General features: G+C 64.9%; 14 protein-coding genes. 9 read left to right on the forward strand and 5 right to left on the reverse strand.

Features of this window, described 5'->3' with window-relative positions:
- Position 1 precedes the first annotated feature (1 nt).
- From ACVIN2_RS25035 to ACVIN2_RS25060, 6 genes are all read left to right on the forward strand, one after another.
- Entirely contained in the window at positions 2-871 is an 870-nt protein-coding gene (locus ACVIN2_RS25035) for a metal ABC transporter permease (protein ID WP_456767601.1), read from the forward strand.
- Positions 872-876: 5 nt separating this feature from the next.
- Entirely contained in the window at positions 877-1,740 is an 864-nt protein-coding gene (locus ACVIN2_RS25040) for a metal ABC transporter substrate-binding protein (RefSeq protein ID WP_456767602.1), read from the forward strand.
- Positions 1,741-1,794: 54 nt separating this feature from the next.
- A complete protein-coding gene (locus tag ACVIN2_RS25045) occupies positions 1,795-2,838 on the forward strand; it encodes a CobW family GTP-binding protein (protein ID WP_247284731.1) in 1,044 nt (347 codons plus the stop codon).
- Positions 2,838-3,857 carry a WD40 repeat domain-containing protein gene (locus ACVIN2_RS25050; protein ID WP_456769800.1) on the forward strand — a complete coding sequence of 340 codons (1,020 nt, stop codon included), beginning with the start codon at positions 2,838-2,840 and terminating at the stop codon, positions 3,855-3,857. Before ACVIN2_RS25045 ends, ACVIN2_RS25050 begins: the two co-directional genes overlap by 1 nt.
- A 30-nt stretch (positions 3,858-3,887) precedes the next feature.
- The gene (locus tag ACVIN2_RS25055; RefSeq protein WP_456767603.1) at positions 3,888-4,604 is read left to right on the forward strand and encodes an MgtC/SapB family protein; all 717 of its coding nucleotides are present in this window, start codon (positions 3,888-3,890) and stop codon (positions 4,602-4,604) included.
- 101 nt (positions 4,605-4,705) lie between these two features.
- Positions 4,706-5,041: a hypothetical protein gene (locus tag ACVIN2_RS25060; protein ID WP_007597175.1), complete on the forward strand. Its 336-nt coding sequence runs from the start codon at positions 4,706-4,708 to the stop codon at positions 5,039-5,041.
- 150 nt (positions 5,042-5,191) lie between these two features.
- Here the strand turns inward: ACVIN2_RS25060 and ACVIN2_RS25065 are convergent, their stop codons facing one another.
- From ACVIN2_RS25065 to ACVIN2_RS25085, 5 genes are all read right to left on the reverse strand, one after another.
- Positions 5,192-6,634 (reverse strand): homospermidine synthase, encoded by a 1,443-nt coding sequence (locus ACVIN2_RS25065; protein ID WP_456767604.1) that lies wholly within the window; start codon positions 6,632-6,634, stop codon positions 5,192-5,194.
- Positions 6,635-6,682: 48 nt separating this feature from the next.
- On the reverse strand, positions 6,683-7,072 hold the full coding sequence (locus ACVIN2_RS25070; RefSeq protein WP_456767605.1) for a RidA family protein: 390 nt from the start codon (positions 7,070-7,072) through the stop codon (positions 6,683-6,685).
- Between the two features lie 134 nt (positions 7,073-7,206).
- Entirely contained in the window at positions 7,207-7,794 is a 588-nt protein-coding gene (locus tag ACVIN2_RS25075) for a GNAT family N-acetyltransferase (RefSeq protein WP_456767606.1), read from the reverse strand.
- A 132-nt stretch (positions 7,795-7,926) separates the two neighbouring features.
- Positions 7,927-9,069 carry a type III PLP-dependent enzyme gene (locus ACVIN2_RS25080; protein ID WP_018453321.1) on the reverse strand — a complete coding sequence of 381 codons (1,143 nt, stop codon included), beginning with the start codon at positions 9,067-9,069 and terminating at the stop codon, positions 7,927-7,929.
- 669 nt (positions 9,070-9,738) lie between these two features.
- Positions 9,739-9,993 (reverse strand): hypothetical protein, encoded by a 255-nt coding sequence (locus ACVIN2_RS25085; RefSeq protein ID WP_007597166.1) that lies wholly within the window; start codon positions 9,991-9,993, stop codon positions 9,739-9,741.
- Between the two features lie 135 nt (positions 9,994-10,128).
- Here ACVIN2_RS25085 and ACVIN2_RS25090 point away from each other — a divergent pair, with 135 nt between their 5' ends.
- The 3 genes from ACVIN2_RS25090 to ACVIN2_RS25100 are packed head-to-tail and all read left to right on the forward strand — an operon-like array spanning position 10,129 to position 13,945.
- Complete coding sequence (locus tag ACVIN2_RS25090) at positions 10,129-12,210, forward strand: M3 family metallopeptidase (RefSeq protein WP_456767607.1); 2,082 nt, start codon at positions 10,129-10,131, stop codon at positions 12,208-12,210.
- A complete protein-coding gene (locus ACVIN2_RS25095; protein ID WP_456769801.1) occupies positions 12,210-12,848 on the forward strand; it encodes a DUF1007 family protein in 639 nt (212 codons plus the stop codon). Before ACVIN2_RS25090 ends, ACVIN2_RS25095 begins: the two co-directional genes overlap by 1 nt.
- Before the next feature lie 17 nt (positions 12,849-12,865).
- Positions 12,866-13,945: a nickel/cobalt transporter gene (locus ACVIN2_RS25100; RefSeq protein WP_456769802.1), complete on the forward strand. Its 1,080-nt coding sequence runs from the start codon at positions 12,866-12,868 to the stop codon at positions 13,943-13,945.
- The last annotated feature ends 70 nt before the right edge of the window (positions 13,946-14,015 follow it).

A 14,015-nucleotide genomic window follows, 5' to 3' on the forward strand; every position in this document is an offset into this window, starting at 1 on the left:
GATGCTCTATGACGCGCTGATCGGCCCGTTCACCGAATTCGAGTTCATGCGACGTGCACTCGCGGCCGTCATCGCGCTGTCGCTCGCGGGGGCGCCGATCGGCGTGTTCCTGATGTTGCGGCGGATGAGCCTGGTCGGCGACGCCATGGCACATGCAATCCTTCCCGGCGCCGCTGTCGGTTTCCTGCTCTCAGGTCTCAATCTGTTCGCGATGACGGCCGGAGGCCTGATCGCGGGTTTTGCCGTCGCGATCCTCGCAGGCCTCGTCGCGCGCTCGACCGGGTTGAAGGAGGACGCCTCGCTCGCGACCTTCTATCTGGCATCGCTGGCGCTGGGCGTGACCATCGTCTCGATCAAGGGCACCAATATCGACCTGCTGCACGTGCTGTTCGGCAATATTCTCGCGATGGACGACCAGACGCTGCTGGTCGTCGCCTTCAACGCGACGGTGACGCTGCTGGTGCTCGCGGTGATCTATCGTCCGCTGGTGATCGAGAGTGTCGACCCCTTGTTCTTGCGCACCGTGAGCCGGGCGGGCGGCCCTGCGCATCTCGCTTTCCTCGCGCTGGTCGTGATCAACCTCGTCAACGGCTTTCAGGCGCTCGGCACGCTGCTCGCGGTCGGCCTGATGATCCTGCCGGCCGGCATCGCGCGGTTCTGGTCGCGCGATCTCACCGTCATGATTTGCATCGCGGTCGTCGCTGCCGCCGTCTCCGGCTATGCAGGTCTCGTGCTGTCGTTCCAGACCCGTGTGCCCTCGGGCCCTGCGATCATTCTGGTGGCGAGCGCGCTCTACACCGTCTCCGTCATGTTCGGCCGGGTCGGCGGCGTCGTCAGGCAGCTGTTTCCCGGCCGGCATCTGGAAGCGTGACAGCGATGCGGCGCATCCTGCTTTGTGTGCTTTTGCTGATTGCCTCGCCGCTGCACGCCGCGGAGCAACTGAAGGTCGTCGCGAGCTTCTCGATTCTGGCCGATTTCGTCCGCAATGTCGGCGGCGACCGGGTCAATCTGACAACGCTGGTCGGGACCGACAGTGACGTCCACGTCTACACGCCCGCGCCAAGCGATGCGAAGCGGATCGCGGACGCAAAGCTCGTCGTCGTCAACGGACTTGGTCTCGAGGGTTGGCTGCCGCGCCTCGTGCAGTCCTCGGGCAGCAAGGCGCAGGTGGTCACCGCGAGCGCCGGCATCGCGCCGCTCAAGCTCGGCTCTGCCGCCGACCCGCATGGCTGGCAGTCCGTCCCCAACGTCAAAATCTACGTCACCGACATCGCCAATGCGCTGGCCACGGCCGACCCTGACGATGCGGAGTTCTTCCGCGCCCAGGCCAAGGCCTATCTGGAAAAGCTCGAAACGCTCGACCGCGAGGTCCGCGACGCCGTGGCCAAGATCCCGCAAGAGCGGCGCAAGGTGATCTCGACCCATGACGCCTTCGGGTATTTCGCCGCCGAATACGGCGTCCAGTTCATCGCGCCGCTCGGCGTCTCCACGGAAACCGAGCCCAGCGCGCGGGACATCGCCACCATCATCGGCCAGATCAAGGCCCAAAAAATCCCTGCCGTGTTCCTGGAAAATATCAGCGACGACCGGCTGATCCGGCGGATCGCGGCGGAGACCGGCTCAAAAGTCGGCGGGACCCTGATTTCGGACGGTTTGACCGGCGAAAAGGGGCCGGCACCCACTTACATTGATATGGTCAGGCACAATATAAAGGCCCTGACCAGCGCGCTTGACCACTAGGGCAGGGGCCACCCCGCCTCGCGTCGCGCGAAAAGCCCGAAGTCCGGAGTTGTTATGTCTGAAGCGACCGCCCCAAAAATTCCCGTGACCGTCCTGACCGGCTATCTCGGTGCCGGCAAGACCACGCTGTTGAACCGCATCCTGTCGGAAAACCACGGCAAGAAATACGCCGTCATCGTCAACGAATTCGGCGAGATCGGCATCGACAACGACCTCATCATCGGCGCCGATGAGGAAGTGTTCGAGATGAACAACGGCTGCATCTGCTGCACCGTGCGCGGCGATCTCGTGCGCATCATGGAAGGCCTGATGAAGCGCAAGGGCAAGTTCGACGCCATCATCGTCGAGACCACCGGTCTTGCCGATCCGGCACCGGTGGCCCAGACCTTCTTCGTCGACGAAGACGTGCAGAAGAACGCGCGCCTCGATGCGGTGGTCACGGTTGCGGATGCCAAGTGGCTGTCCGACCGTCTCAAGGATGCACCCGAGGCCAAGAACCAGATCGCCTTTGCCGACGTCATCGTGCTGAACAAGACCGATCTCGTCACCAAGGGCGAGCTTGCCGAGGTCGAGGCCCGCATCCGCGCCATCAACCCCTATGCGAAGCTGCATCGCACCGAGCGCTGCTCGGTGGCTTTGGCCGACGTGCTCGACCGCGGCGCCTTCGACCTCGACCGCATCCTCGACATCGAGCCGGACTTCCTGAATGCCGAGGATCATGACCATGATCATCATCACCACGGTCACGACCATCATCACGATCATGATCATGGCCACGGCCTGAAGCACTATCACGACGAGGACATGCAATCGCTGTCGCTCAAGACCGACAAGCCGCTTGATCCGAACGTGTTCATGCCCTGGCTCCAGAACCTGGTGCAGGTCGAGGGCGGCAAGATCCTGCGCTCCAAAGGCATCCTCGCCTTCCACGACGACGACGACCGCTACGTCTTTCAGGGCGTGCACATGATGCTCGAGGGCAATCACCAGCGGAAGTGGAAGGATGGCGAGCCGCGCGAGAGCCGCCTCGTCTTCATCGGCCGCGAATTGCCGCAAGACCTCATTCGCCAAGGTTTTGAGAGCTGCATCGTCTCGTGATGAAAGAGTTTACGCCGCCCGCCGATTCCGCCTCGATCGTCTCCGTCACCGAGCGCGTCAAACCGCTTGCGCTCGGGATGGTCGTGACCTCCGTGCATTTCCTTGGGCCCCGCGCCGCCTTCGTGGGCGGCGAGGAGAACGTCGCGTTCGTGGATGGTCAGGGCGAGATCAGCAAGGTCGCGGTGCACAGCGGCGGCATTCTCTCGGCCGCCTCCGACGGTAAGCGCCTCGTGATGGGCGGCGACGATGGAAAGGTCGTGTCGCTCGACGCCAAGGGCGAAGTGACGCTGCTTGCGACCGATCCGAAGCGGCGCTGGATTGATGCGATAGCGCTGCATCCGGACGGTGCCTACGCCTGGTCGGCCGGCAAGACCGCTTTCTTCAAGAGCGGCAAGAGCGAGGAGAAGTCGCTCGAGGTGCCGTCGACCGTCGGCGGCCTTGCGTTTGCGCCGAAGGGCCAGCGTCTCGCGATCGCCCATTACAACGGTGCGACGCTGTGGTTTCCCAACATGGCGGGATCGGCCGAATTCCTGCCCTGGGCCGGCTCGCATCTCGGCGTCACCTTCAGCCCGGACAACAAATTCCTGGTCACCACGATGCACGAATCGGCGCTGCACGGCTGGCGGCTTGCCGACAACAGGCACATGCGCATGACCGGCTATCCCGGCCGCGTCCGCTCGATGTCGTGGAGCGCGGGCGGCAAGGGGCTCGCGACGTCGGGCGCCGACACCGTCATCATATGGCCGTTCGCCAGCAAGGACGGCCCGATGGGCAAGGAGCCTGCGATGCTCGCGCCGCTGCAGGCGCGCGTCTCGGTCGTTGCCTGCCATCCCAGGAACGACATCTTCGCCGCCGGCTATAGCGACGGCACCGTGCTGATGGTGCGTCTGGAGGACGGCGCCGAGATCCTCGTCCGCCGCAATGGCACCCCGCCGGTGGCCGCGCTCGCCTGGAATGCCAAGGGGACGCTGCTGGCGTTCGCCGACGAAAATGGGGATGGCGGCCTACTCGAGCTTTAATCTGTCATCGTTCCGACCGTAGATGGGGCCATGCGGTTTCTGACGACCTTCCAGATCGTTGACTTCGCTGACACGCTGGTCAGCCTGTTCACGGCTTTCGTGCTGGGCACGCTGATCGGCGCTGAGCGGCAATATCGCCAGCGCACCGCGGGCCTGCGTACCAACGTGCTGGTCGCGGTCGGCGCCGCCGCCTTCGTCGATCTCGCCATGCACCTGACCGGCGCCGACGGCGCGGTGCGGGTGATCTCCTACGTCGTCTCGGGCATCGGCTTCCTCGGCGCCGGCGTCATCATGAAGCAGGGCATGGACGTGCGCGGGCTCAATACCGCGGCGACGCTGTGGGCTTCGGCCGCGGTCGGCTCCTGCGCCGGCGCGGACATGATCGCGCAGGCCGCGGCGCTCACCGTCTTCGTCATTGCCGGCAACACCATGCTTCGGCCGCTGGTCAACGCCATCAACCGCATCCCTCTGAACGAGAAGACCTCCGAGGCGACCTATTACTTCAAGCTCGCGGTCGCACCGGACGCCTTGCCCGACATGCGTGACCGGCTCGTCGAGAAGCTCGAGGGCGCAAAATATCTGGTGGCCGATATCGAAATGGTCGAAACCGGGGACGATCTGATCGAGATCGTGGCAAAGCTGGTCGCGACCGCCGTCGATCCGAACGAGCTGAATGCGGTGGCGACCGATCTCCAGCACCTGCCCGGCGTCCGCCACGCCACCTGGGAAGTCAGCACCACGGACTGAGCGCGGCGATTGGGCGCGCAGGCGTCGAGTTCCCGCCACCGCGAGCAGGGAACCGTGGACCGGCGATTTCGTTGATCCCACGGACAAAGGCGGTGATCGACATGCCCGGCCAATATGACAAGCGCAGACTGAAACTCGACCTGATGGTTGCCTGCTCGCTGTTCGCGGCAGGCGTCGTGGTGTCAGGCATGTCGCTGGCGCAAATCCGCGCCGAGACCCGGATGCAGACGGCCCAGGCGACGCAACCGCTTCAGGGCACGCCGTCCGACGATCAGAACAAGCCTGCGGAGGCCAAGCCCGGCGGCGATCGCCCGACCACGCCGGCCCCGGAGCCCGCGCGGCCCGACCCGCAGACGCAAGGCGCTGCCGGCGCGGCTAAACCAGCATTGCCGCCGGCGCCAGCCGAGAAGATCGCGCCGCCGATCGAGAGGAAGTAGGTCAGGTCACGGCCGCGCGCTCGCTGTCATCGTCCGCGAAGGCGGACGATCCAGTATTCCAGAGGCGGTGCGTGGATACGGAGAGGCCACGGCGTACTGTCATGCCCCGCCTTCGCGGGGCATGACAGTAGTGGCCGTGGCGCGCCGGCCTCACCGCACCAGGACATTCCGGAACTGCCAGGGATCGCTCGTGTCGATGTCCTCCGGAAACAGTCCCGGACGATCCGTGAGCGGCGTCCAGTCGGTGTAGAAACCCTTCACCGGGCCGAGATACGGCAGCTGGATTTCCAGCAGGCGATCGAAATCCATCTCGTCGGCTTCGACGATGCCTTCCTTCGGGTTTTCCAGCGCCCACACCATGCCGCCGAGCACCGCGGAGGTCACTTGCAGGCCGGTGGCGTTCTGATAGGGCGCGAGCTTGCGGGTCTCTTCGATCGAGAGCTGCGAGCCGTACCAGTAGGCATTGTTGTCATGGCCGAACAGCAGCACGCCGAGCTCGTCGATGCCGTCCACGATCTCGTTCTCGTCGAGGATATGGTGCTTCTCCTGCATCTTCGCGGCGCGGCCGAACATTTCGTGCAGCGACAGCACGGCATCGTCTGCCGGATGATAGGCGTAGTGGCAGGTCGGCCGGTAGACCGCGGTGCCCGATGCATCGCGCACCGTGAAGTAATCGGCGATCGAGATCGACTCATTGTGGGTGACGAGGAAGCCGTACTGCGCGCCGCGGGTCGGGCACCATGTGCGCACGCGCGTGTTGGCGCCGGGCTGCATCAGATAGATGGCGGCGCCGCAGCCGGCTTCGTGAGTCCGCGCATTCTCGGGCATCCAGTTTTCATGGGTGCCCCAGCCGAGCTCGGAGGGCTGCACGCCTTCCGACAGGAAACCTTCCACCGACCAGGTGTTGACGAAGACATCTGGCTCTTTCGGCTTCTTGGAGCGCTGGGTGTCGCGTTCAGCGATGTGGATGCCCTTGATGCCGGCCTGCCGCATCAAGTCCGCCCATTCGGCTTTGGTCTTCGGCTTGGGGGCATTGAGCTTCAGATCGGCGGCGACGTTGAGCAGCGCTTGCTTGACGAAAAACGAGACCATGCCGGGATTGGCGCCACAGCAGGAGACGGCCGTCGTCGAGCCTGCGGGGCGCGCCTTCTTGGCGGCCAGCGTCGCTTCGCGAAGGGCGTAGTTGGAGCGCGCCTCCGGGCCCTTCGACGAATCGAAATAGAAGCCGAGCCAGGGCTCGTTGACGGTGTCGATATAGAGAGCGCCGAGCTCGTTGCAGAGCTCCATGATGTCGGTGGAGCCGGTATCGACCGAGAGATTGACGCAAAAGCCCTGGCCGCCGCCCTCAGTGAGCAGCGGGGTCAGCAACTCCCGATAATTGTCCTTGGTCACGCCCTTCTGGATGAAGCGCACATTGTGCTTCTCGCAATGTGCCTTGCGCCCCTCGTCCTTCGGATCGATCACGGTAACACGCGACTTGTCGTAATCGAGATGCCGCTCGATCAGCGGCAACGTGCCTTTGCCGATGGAGCCGAAGCCGACCATGACGATGGGACCAGTGATCTTCGCGTAGATCTGCGAGGCGGGGCTCATGGGATGGTTTCTCCGGAACGTGCTGGCGAACAAATGGTGAGGGATGGCTCAGGCGCTGCGGCGCTTGGCAGTGGCTTCGATTTCGACCTTCATCTCGGGCTTGTAGAGCGCCGAGACGACGAGAAGCGTGGCGGCCGGGCGGATCTCGCCGAGGACTTCGCCGCAGACCGCGAAATGCGCGTCCGCATCCTTGATGTCGGTGAGGTAGTAGGTCACGCGGACGATGTCGGCCATCTCGAAGCCGCCCTCCTTCAGGGCAGCTTCGATGGTCTTGAAGCAGTTGCGTGACTGGCTCGTGACATCGGCCGGCATGGTCATCGTGGTGTAGTCGTAACCGGTGGTCCCCGCGACGAAGGCGAACTCGCCGTCGATCACGGCGCGGCTGTAGCCGGCGGTCTTCTCGAACGGGGAGCCGGTGGAAATCAGGCGGCGGGACATGGTCGTGGGCCTCGACTGAAGAGGGCGTTTGGCGGGTTAAAGGGCGTTTCTCAGGCCCGCGCAACCCTAAAGCAAAGGGCACGCGCGAGCATCTCCGCTCGGAGCGGCTTTGGTATCGCCATCATGGCAATCCCTTACGCCGCGCGCGCCTCGAGGCCGCGAACTACCCTCCGTTTGGGTAGGGCCGCGCCAGTCGGGACGATCATCCCCTCGGCGCCATCCAGCGCACCGGCGTGGAATTCGATCGCCAGCAGGCGGTCGCGCTCGAACGGGCCGGGCAGCGACAGCTCGCCGGTCTTCTCGGGCGAGAAGCCGAAGCGGGCGTAATAAGGGGCATCGCCGAGCAGGATCACGGCGGCATGCCCGCGCGCCCGGGCGGCAGCCAGCGCTTGTTGCATCAGCGCGGCGCCGATCCCGAGCTCGCGGCAGGCAGGGTCCACCGCCAGCGGTCCGAGGACCAGAGCGGGCCTGCCTCCGGCGCTGACGTGCCACAGCCGCACGGTTCCCACGAGCTTCCCCTCGCGCATCGCGGCCAGCGCGAGGCCGGCTGCGGGTGCGCGTCCGTCACGCAGGCGCTGGCAGGTGCGGCCATGGCGGTTATCGCCAAAGGACGCATCGAGCAGCGCTTCACGCATCGCAACGTCGCCAGCACGCTCCGCACGGATCGCGAACGGAGCGGCTTTCGAGGTGGGGTTAATCTGTGTCTTCCGAAGAGCAGTCATGGCGCGTCAGTCCCCGCTTGAAACCGACGTGCCCAAAGCACGCCGGTCCAAGGCGTCGTCAGAAATCGAAATGTCAGGGAGGGAGCCGGCAAGCCGGCTCCCGGGTTCGTCAGGCCTCAGACGAGAGGCGGATCAGATATGGTAGGTCTTCAGCGGCGGGATGCCGTTGAACGCCACCGCCGAGTAGGTCGACGTATAGGCCCCGGTGCCTTCGATCAGCAGCTTGTCGCCGATCTCGAGCGTCACCGGAAGCGGATACGGGTTCTTCTCGTACAGCACGTCGGCGCTGTCGCAGGTTGGCCCAGCGAGCACGCACGGCGTCATGTCCGCGCCGTCATGCGGGGTGCGGATGGCGTAGCGGATCGACTCGTCCATGGTCTCGGCGAGACCACCGAACTTGCCGATGTCCAGATAGACCCAGCGCACCTCGTCCTCGTCGCTCTTCTTCGAGATGAGCACGACCTCGGACTCGATGATACCGGCGTTGCCCACCATGCCGCGGCCCGGCTCGATGATGGTCTCCGGAATCTGGTTGCCGAAGTGCTTGCGCAGCGCGCGGAAGATCGAGCGCCCGTAAGTGACGACCGGCGGCACGTCCTTCAGGTACTTGGTCGGGAAACCGCCGCCCATGTTGACCATGGTCAGGTTGATTCCGCGCTCGGCGCAGTCGCGGAACACCTGCGAGGCCATCGCCAGCGCACGGTCCCACGCCTTCACCTTGCGCTGCTGCGAGCCGACATGGAAGGAGATGCCGCATGGCTCCAGGCCCAGACGCTTGGCAACGTCGAGCACGTCGACGGCCATCTCCGGATCGCAGCCGAACTTGCGCGACAGCGGCCATTCGGCGCCGGCGCAGTCGTAGAGGATGCGGCAGAACACCTTTGCGCCGGGCGCGGCACGGGCGACCTTCTCGACCTCCGCGGCGCAATCGACCGCGAACAGCCGAATGCCGAGCGCGAAGGCGCGCGCGATGTCGCGCTCCTTCTTGATCGTGTTGCCGAAGGAGATGCGGTCGGGCGTCGCACCGGCGGCCAAGGCCATCTCGATCTCGGCGACCGTCGCGGTGTCGAAGCAGGAGCCCATGGAGGCGAGCAAAGCCAGCACTTCCGGCGCCGGGTTCGCCTTGACGGCATAGAACACGCGGCTGTCGGGCAGCGCCTTGGCAAAGGTCTGGTAATTGTCGCGCACGACTTCGAGGTCGACGACGAGGCACGGTTCGGTGTCGAGGCCCTCGCTGCGGCGGTTGCGCAGGAATTCCTGGATACGGTCGGTCATAGCACTCTCCCAAACGGCCCAGCGACGGGGATCCGTTCAAAAAATGACGTCGGATAAGAGCGCTCCGGCCAGATCGCGCGATGGAGGCGCGACGAGCCAAAGACTCACATCAGACTGTGCTGCCGTGGATTGGTTGGGAATGTTCCCGCCCGCACACCTGGCAATGAAGGACAAGCCTTTTCAGTAGCCCGCGCCGGCGTTGGACTGCCGGTAGAGACCAAAAAAGCCCGATCCGTCGTTGCTTTAAGTCGCGTCCCCCGTTGAGAGCGGGGTGCGCCGGTTCGCCTCCGGCTGCCAGTCACGGTTGCAAAGAGCAAAGTCACCTTCGACAAGGCATCTCTTTGAGAGAGATGCTGGACCCTCCGGGTTTGCTTTCGTCTTCCGGCTATCAGCCTTCCGACTTCCACACTTCCGAAGAGCCCCTCGGCTTCTTCACCCCTTGGCGGCTGTCCGGCCTCTTGTCCGGATACCTACCGACTGACACACGACCACAGGCACGTGCGAAATTGGGCAATCCGCACATAAGTGTTTTGACTCTGCTTCGCAAGAGATTTTTTAGACTGCGAACAGAATTGCCTAACATCTGCTTGCGCAGTGTTGCGCGAGCGACGCGGAAGATGAACGCGCGTTAAGTTTTCTGCGCGCGTGTCTCTCGCACGCCTACGCGCTTCAGCCGCGCTTCGTGAACGGCTCGACGCGCTGAGCGGCGCGGATGAAGGCAGTCATCACGAGCACGCCGAGCGCAAACAGCGCGGCCTGAAGGATGTGCGTGCCCTGCTCGCCCAGCCCGAACAGGATCGCGAGCGCCCAGCCGCCGGCAAACGCCGCGCCGAACACCTCGGCGCCGATCAGGATGGCGGCGCTGATGACGGTGATGACGCTCGGCCAGACGATCCGACGGGAAGACGAGGAGGTCGCGTTCATGAGCTCAGGGGTCCTAGGCTTGGAGGGCCGCAATCTCCCCGAAAAGGCAGCCGGGAGCAAGGGCAAATGGCCCAAAAAAGCCCCATCGCGTGCTATAGCTGGCCGCAACAATCGAGCCACAAATCGGGACTTGTAATGTCAGAACCCCGCCAAACTACGGACTCCGAGACCAACCCGCTGCTGAAGGCGTGGGTGACGCCGTTTGCGACCCCGCCCTTCGACGAGATCAAGCCGGAGCACTTCCTCCCGGCCTTCGAGCAGGCCTTCGCCGACCACTCCGCCGAGATCGCAGCGATTACCAACGACCCGACCGCGGCCGACTTCGCCAACACCATCACGGCGCTGGAGCGCTCGGGCAAGCTGCTCAGCAAGGTCGCGTCGGTCTTCTACGATCTGGTCTCGGCGCATTCCAACCCGGCCATTCTGGAGATCGACAAGGAGGTTTCCTTGCGGATGGCGCGGCACTGGAATCCGATCATGATGAACGCCGTGCTGTTTGGCCGCATCGCCCAGCTGCACGAGAACCGCGCCAATCTCGGTCTGACACCGGAACAGCTCCGCCTGCTCGAGCGCACCTACACCCGTTTCCACCGCTCCGGCGCCGGCCTCTCCGAAGAGGCCAAGACGCGGATGGCGGAGATCAACGAGAGACTCGCCCAGCTCGGCACCAGCTTCAGCCATCATCTGCTCGGCGACGAGCAGGAATGGTTCATGGAGCTCGGCGAAGCCGACCGCCAGGGCCTGCCGGAAAGTTTTGTCGCCAGCGCCAAGGCTGCGGCAGAAGAACGCGGCATGGCTGGCAAGGCCATCGTCACCCTGTCGCGCTCCTCGGTCGAACAGTTCCTGAAGAGCTCGGCCCGGCGTGACCTGCGCGAGAAGGCCTACAAGGCCTTCACCGCGCGGGGCGACAACGGCAATGCCAACGACAACAACGCGACCATCGTCGAGGTCCTGAAGCTGCGTGAGGAGAGCGCCAATCTCCTGGGCTACCCGACCTTCGCGGCCTACCGGCTCGAGGATTCCATGGCCAAGACGCCCGAAGCGGTGCGCGGCCTTCTGGAGCGGGTCTGGAAGCCGGCGCGGGCGCGGGCGCTCGCCGACCGCGACGATATGCAGGTGCTGATCACGGAGGAGGGCGGCAATTTCAAGCTCGCCCCCTGGGACTGGCGCTTCTATGCCGAAAAGCTGCGCCTTCAGCGCGCCAATTTCGACGACGCCGCGATCAAGCCGTATCTGGCGCTCGATCACATGATCGCCGCCGCCTTCGACTGTGCCACGCGCCTGTTCGGCGTCACCTTCGAGGAGCGCAAGGATGTGCCGGTCTGGCATCCGGACGTCCGGGTCTGGGAGATGAAGGGGCGGGACGGCAAGCACAAGGCGCTGTTCTATGGCGACTACTTCGCCCGGCCGTCGAAGCGCTCCGGGGCCTGGATGACCTCGCTGCGCGACCAGCAGAAGCTCGATGGCGAGGTCGCGCCGCTGATCCTCAACATCTGCAACTTCTCAAAGGGCGCGGATGGGGAACCCTCGCTGCTGTCGCCCGACGATGCCCGCACCCTGTTCCACGAGTTCGGCCACGGCCTGCACGGGATGCTCTCCAACGTGACCTATCCGTCGCTGTCGGGCACCTCCGTGTTCACCGACTTCGTCGAATTGCCCTCGCAGCTCTACGAGCACTGGCAGGAGCGGCCCGAGGTGCTGCAGCAGTTCGCACGCCATTACCAGACCGGCGAGCCGCTGCCGGACGATCTGCTGCAACGGTTCCTGGCCGCGCGAAAATTCAACCAGGGTTTTGCCACCGTCGAGTTCGTCTCCTCGGCGCTGATCGATCTCGAATTCCACACCCAGCCGGCCTCCGCCGCGCAGGATGTCCGCGCCTTCGAGAGACGCGAGCTGGAAAAGATCGGCATGCCCGAGGAGATCTCGCTGCGTCACCGTCCCACGCAATTCGGTCACATCTTCACCGGCGATCACTATGCCGCCGGCTACTACAGTTACATGTGGTCGGAGGTGATGGACGCCGACGCCTTCGGTGCGTTCGAGGAGGCCGGCAACATCTTCGATCCCGCCGTGGCCAAGCGCCTGCACGACGACATTTACTCGAGCGGCGGATCGGTCGATCCGGAAGCCGCCTATGAGGCCTTCCGCGGCCGGCCGCCGGAGCCGGACGCGCTCTTGCGCCGCCGCGGCCTGCTCGACGCCCCGAAGGCGGCCTGATCGGCATGCGCGCCCTGTTCGGGCTGCTGCTCGCTGTCGCCCTGTCGCTCGCATCAGGCGCGGCGTGGGCGCATCCGCATGTCTGGATCACCGCGACCAGTGAACTGCTCTATAGTGGGGACGGCACCATCACCGGCGTGCGCCACGCCTGGACCTTTGACGACATGTTCTCGGCCTATGCGGTGCAGGGGCTCGAGAGCAAGGCCAAGGGCGCCTACACCCGCGAGGAGCTGGGTCCACTGGCGCAGACCAATGTCGAGTCGCTGAAGGAATACGCCTACTTCACCTTCGCGCGAGCCGACGGCAAGAAGGAGCGATTCCAGGAGCCGGTCGATTACTTCCTCGACTACAAGGATACGGTCCTGACCCTGCACTTCACGCTGCCCCTGCAGAACCCGGTCAAGCCCAAGCAATTGGTGCTCGAAGTGTTCGACCGCTCCTTCTTCATCGACTTCCAGATGGCCAAGGACAATCCGGTCAAGCTGGTCGGCGCACCCGCCGGCTGCCAGATGAAACTTGAGCGGCCGAGCGACGGCACCGCGACCGCGCAGAAGCTCAACGAGCAGACGTTCATGAACGGCGAGAATTCCAATTTCGGCATGATGTTCGCCAACAAGATCACGGTGGATTGCCCTTGAAGCCGCAACTCACGCCCATGGCGCGCGGGCTCGCTGTCTGCGCCGGCGTTCTTCTCATCGTGGGCGCGGCCGATGCGGCGCTCCACGATCTCCTCGCGCAGAACCCGTTCGGCGCGCCGCGTTCGCCACAAGCCGCCCAGCCCGAGGCCGGCGGCCTGATCGGCTGGCTCTTGGCAAAACAGTCGGAATTTTACCGCCAGATGTCGGCGACCATCCGCGCCGCGAAGTCCGATGGCTCCGCGGTGTGGACGCTGATCTTCATCTCGTTTGCCTATGGCATCTTCCACGCGGCTGGTCCCGGGCACGGCAAGGCGGTGATCGCCTCCTATCTCGTCGCCAATCGTGAGACCGCCCGGCGCGGCATCGTGCTGTCGTTTGCCTCCGCGTTGATGCAGTCGCTGATGGCGATCCTGATCGTCGGTATCTCGGCCTGGGTGCTGAATGCGACCGCCAAGACCATGTGCAAGGCGGAAGGCGCGATCGAGATCGCAAGCTACGCCCTGATCGCGCTGTTCGGCCTGCGCCTGGTCTGGGTCAAGGGCCGCACTTTCATCCGTGCGCTGCAGGCGGTTCAGGCGGTGCCGGCGATCGCGGGCGTGCCGCATGACCATCATGATCTCGGTCACCACCATCACGATGCGCACGATCATCATGGTCACGACCACGCCCAGGCCCATCATCACCACCAGCATGACCACGTCCATGACGAGCATTGCGGCCATTCCCACGGCCCCACGCCGAGCGAGCTCGCCGGCCCCGGCGGCTGGGGACGCGGCTTTGCCGCGATCCTGACCGTCGGCATCCGCCCCTGTTCGGGCGCGATCCTGGTGCTGGTGTTCGCGCTGGCCCAGGGCCTGTTCTGGGCCGGCATTGCCGCCACCCTGCTGATGGGGCTCGGCACCGCAATCACGGTCGCGGCCATCGCTGTGGTCGCCGTCTCCGCCAAGGACATCGCCGCCCGCCTGAGCGCCGGACGCGACGGCGGCGGCGCACTGTTCATGCGCGGCATCGAATTCGCCGCCGCCGGCCTCGTGCTGCTGTTCGGCGCGGGCCTGTTGCTGGGCTACGTCGCGGCCGAACGGACGACGTGTTTTTGAGTTTTTTCCCTCTCCCCCTTGTGGGAGAGGGTGGCTCGCCGCGTAGCGGCGAGACGGGTGAGGGGTTGCC

It is taken from the genome of Bradyrhizobium sp. USDA 3650 (assembly GCF_054057395.1).

Bases quoted from the DNA above. Each gene is read 5' to 3' on its own strand.
- ACVIN2_RS25035 (WP_456767601.1), top strand. From the start codon at position 2: ATGCTCTATGACGCGCTGATCGGCCCGTTCACCGAATTCGAGTTCATG.
- ACVIN2_RS25040 (WP_456767602.1), top strand. From the start codon at position 877: ATGCGGCGCATCCTGCTTTGTGTGCTTTTGCTGATTGCCTCGCCGCTG.
- ACVIN2_RS25045 (WP_247284731.1), top strand. From the start codon at position 1,795: ATGTCTGAAGCGACCGCCCCAAAAATTCCCGTGACCGTCCTGACCGGC.
- ACVIN2_RS25050 (WP_456769800.1), top strand. From the start codon at position 2,838: ATGAAAGAGTTTACGCCGCCCGCCGATTCCGCCTCGATCGTCTCCGTC.
- ACVIN2_RS25055 (WP_456767603.1), top strand. From the start codon at position 3,888: ATGCGGTTTCTGACGACCTTCCAGATCGTTGACTTCGCTGACACGCTG.
- ACVIN2_RS25060 (WP_007597175.1), top strand. From the start codon at position 4,706: ATGCCCGGCCAATATGACAAGCGCAGACTGAAACTCGACCTGATGGTT.
- ACVIN2_RS25065 (WP_456767604.1), bottom strand. From the start codon at position 6,634: ATGAGCCCCGCCTCGCAGATCTACGCGAAGATCACTGGTCCCATCGTC.
- ACVIN2_RS25070 (WP_456767605.1), bottom strand. From the start codon at position 7,072: ATGTCCCGCCGCCTGATTTCCACCGGCTCCCCGTTCGAGAAGACCGCC.
- ACVIN2_RS25075 (WP_456767606.1), bottom strand. From the start codon at position 7,794: ATGACTGCTCTTCGGAAGACACAGATTAACCCCACCTCGAAAGCCGCT.
- ACVIN2_RS25080 (WP_018453321.1), bottom strand. From the start codon at position 9,069: ATGACCGACCGTATCCAGGAATTCCTGCGCAACCGCCGCAGCGAGGGC.
- ACVIN2_RS25085 (WP_007597166.1), bottom strand. From the start codon at position 9,993: ATGAACGCGACCTCCTCGTCTTCCCGTCGGATCGTCTGGCCGAGCGTC.
- ACVIN2_RS25090 (WP_456767607.1), top strand. From the start codon at position 10,129: ATGTCAGAACCCCGCCAAACTACGGACTCCGAGACCAACCCGCTGCTG.
- ACVIN2_RS25100 (WP_456769802.1), top strand. From the start codon at position 12,866: ATGGCGCGCGGGCTCGCTGTCTGCGCCGGCGTTCTTCTCATCGTGGGC.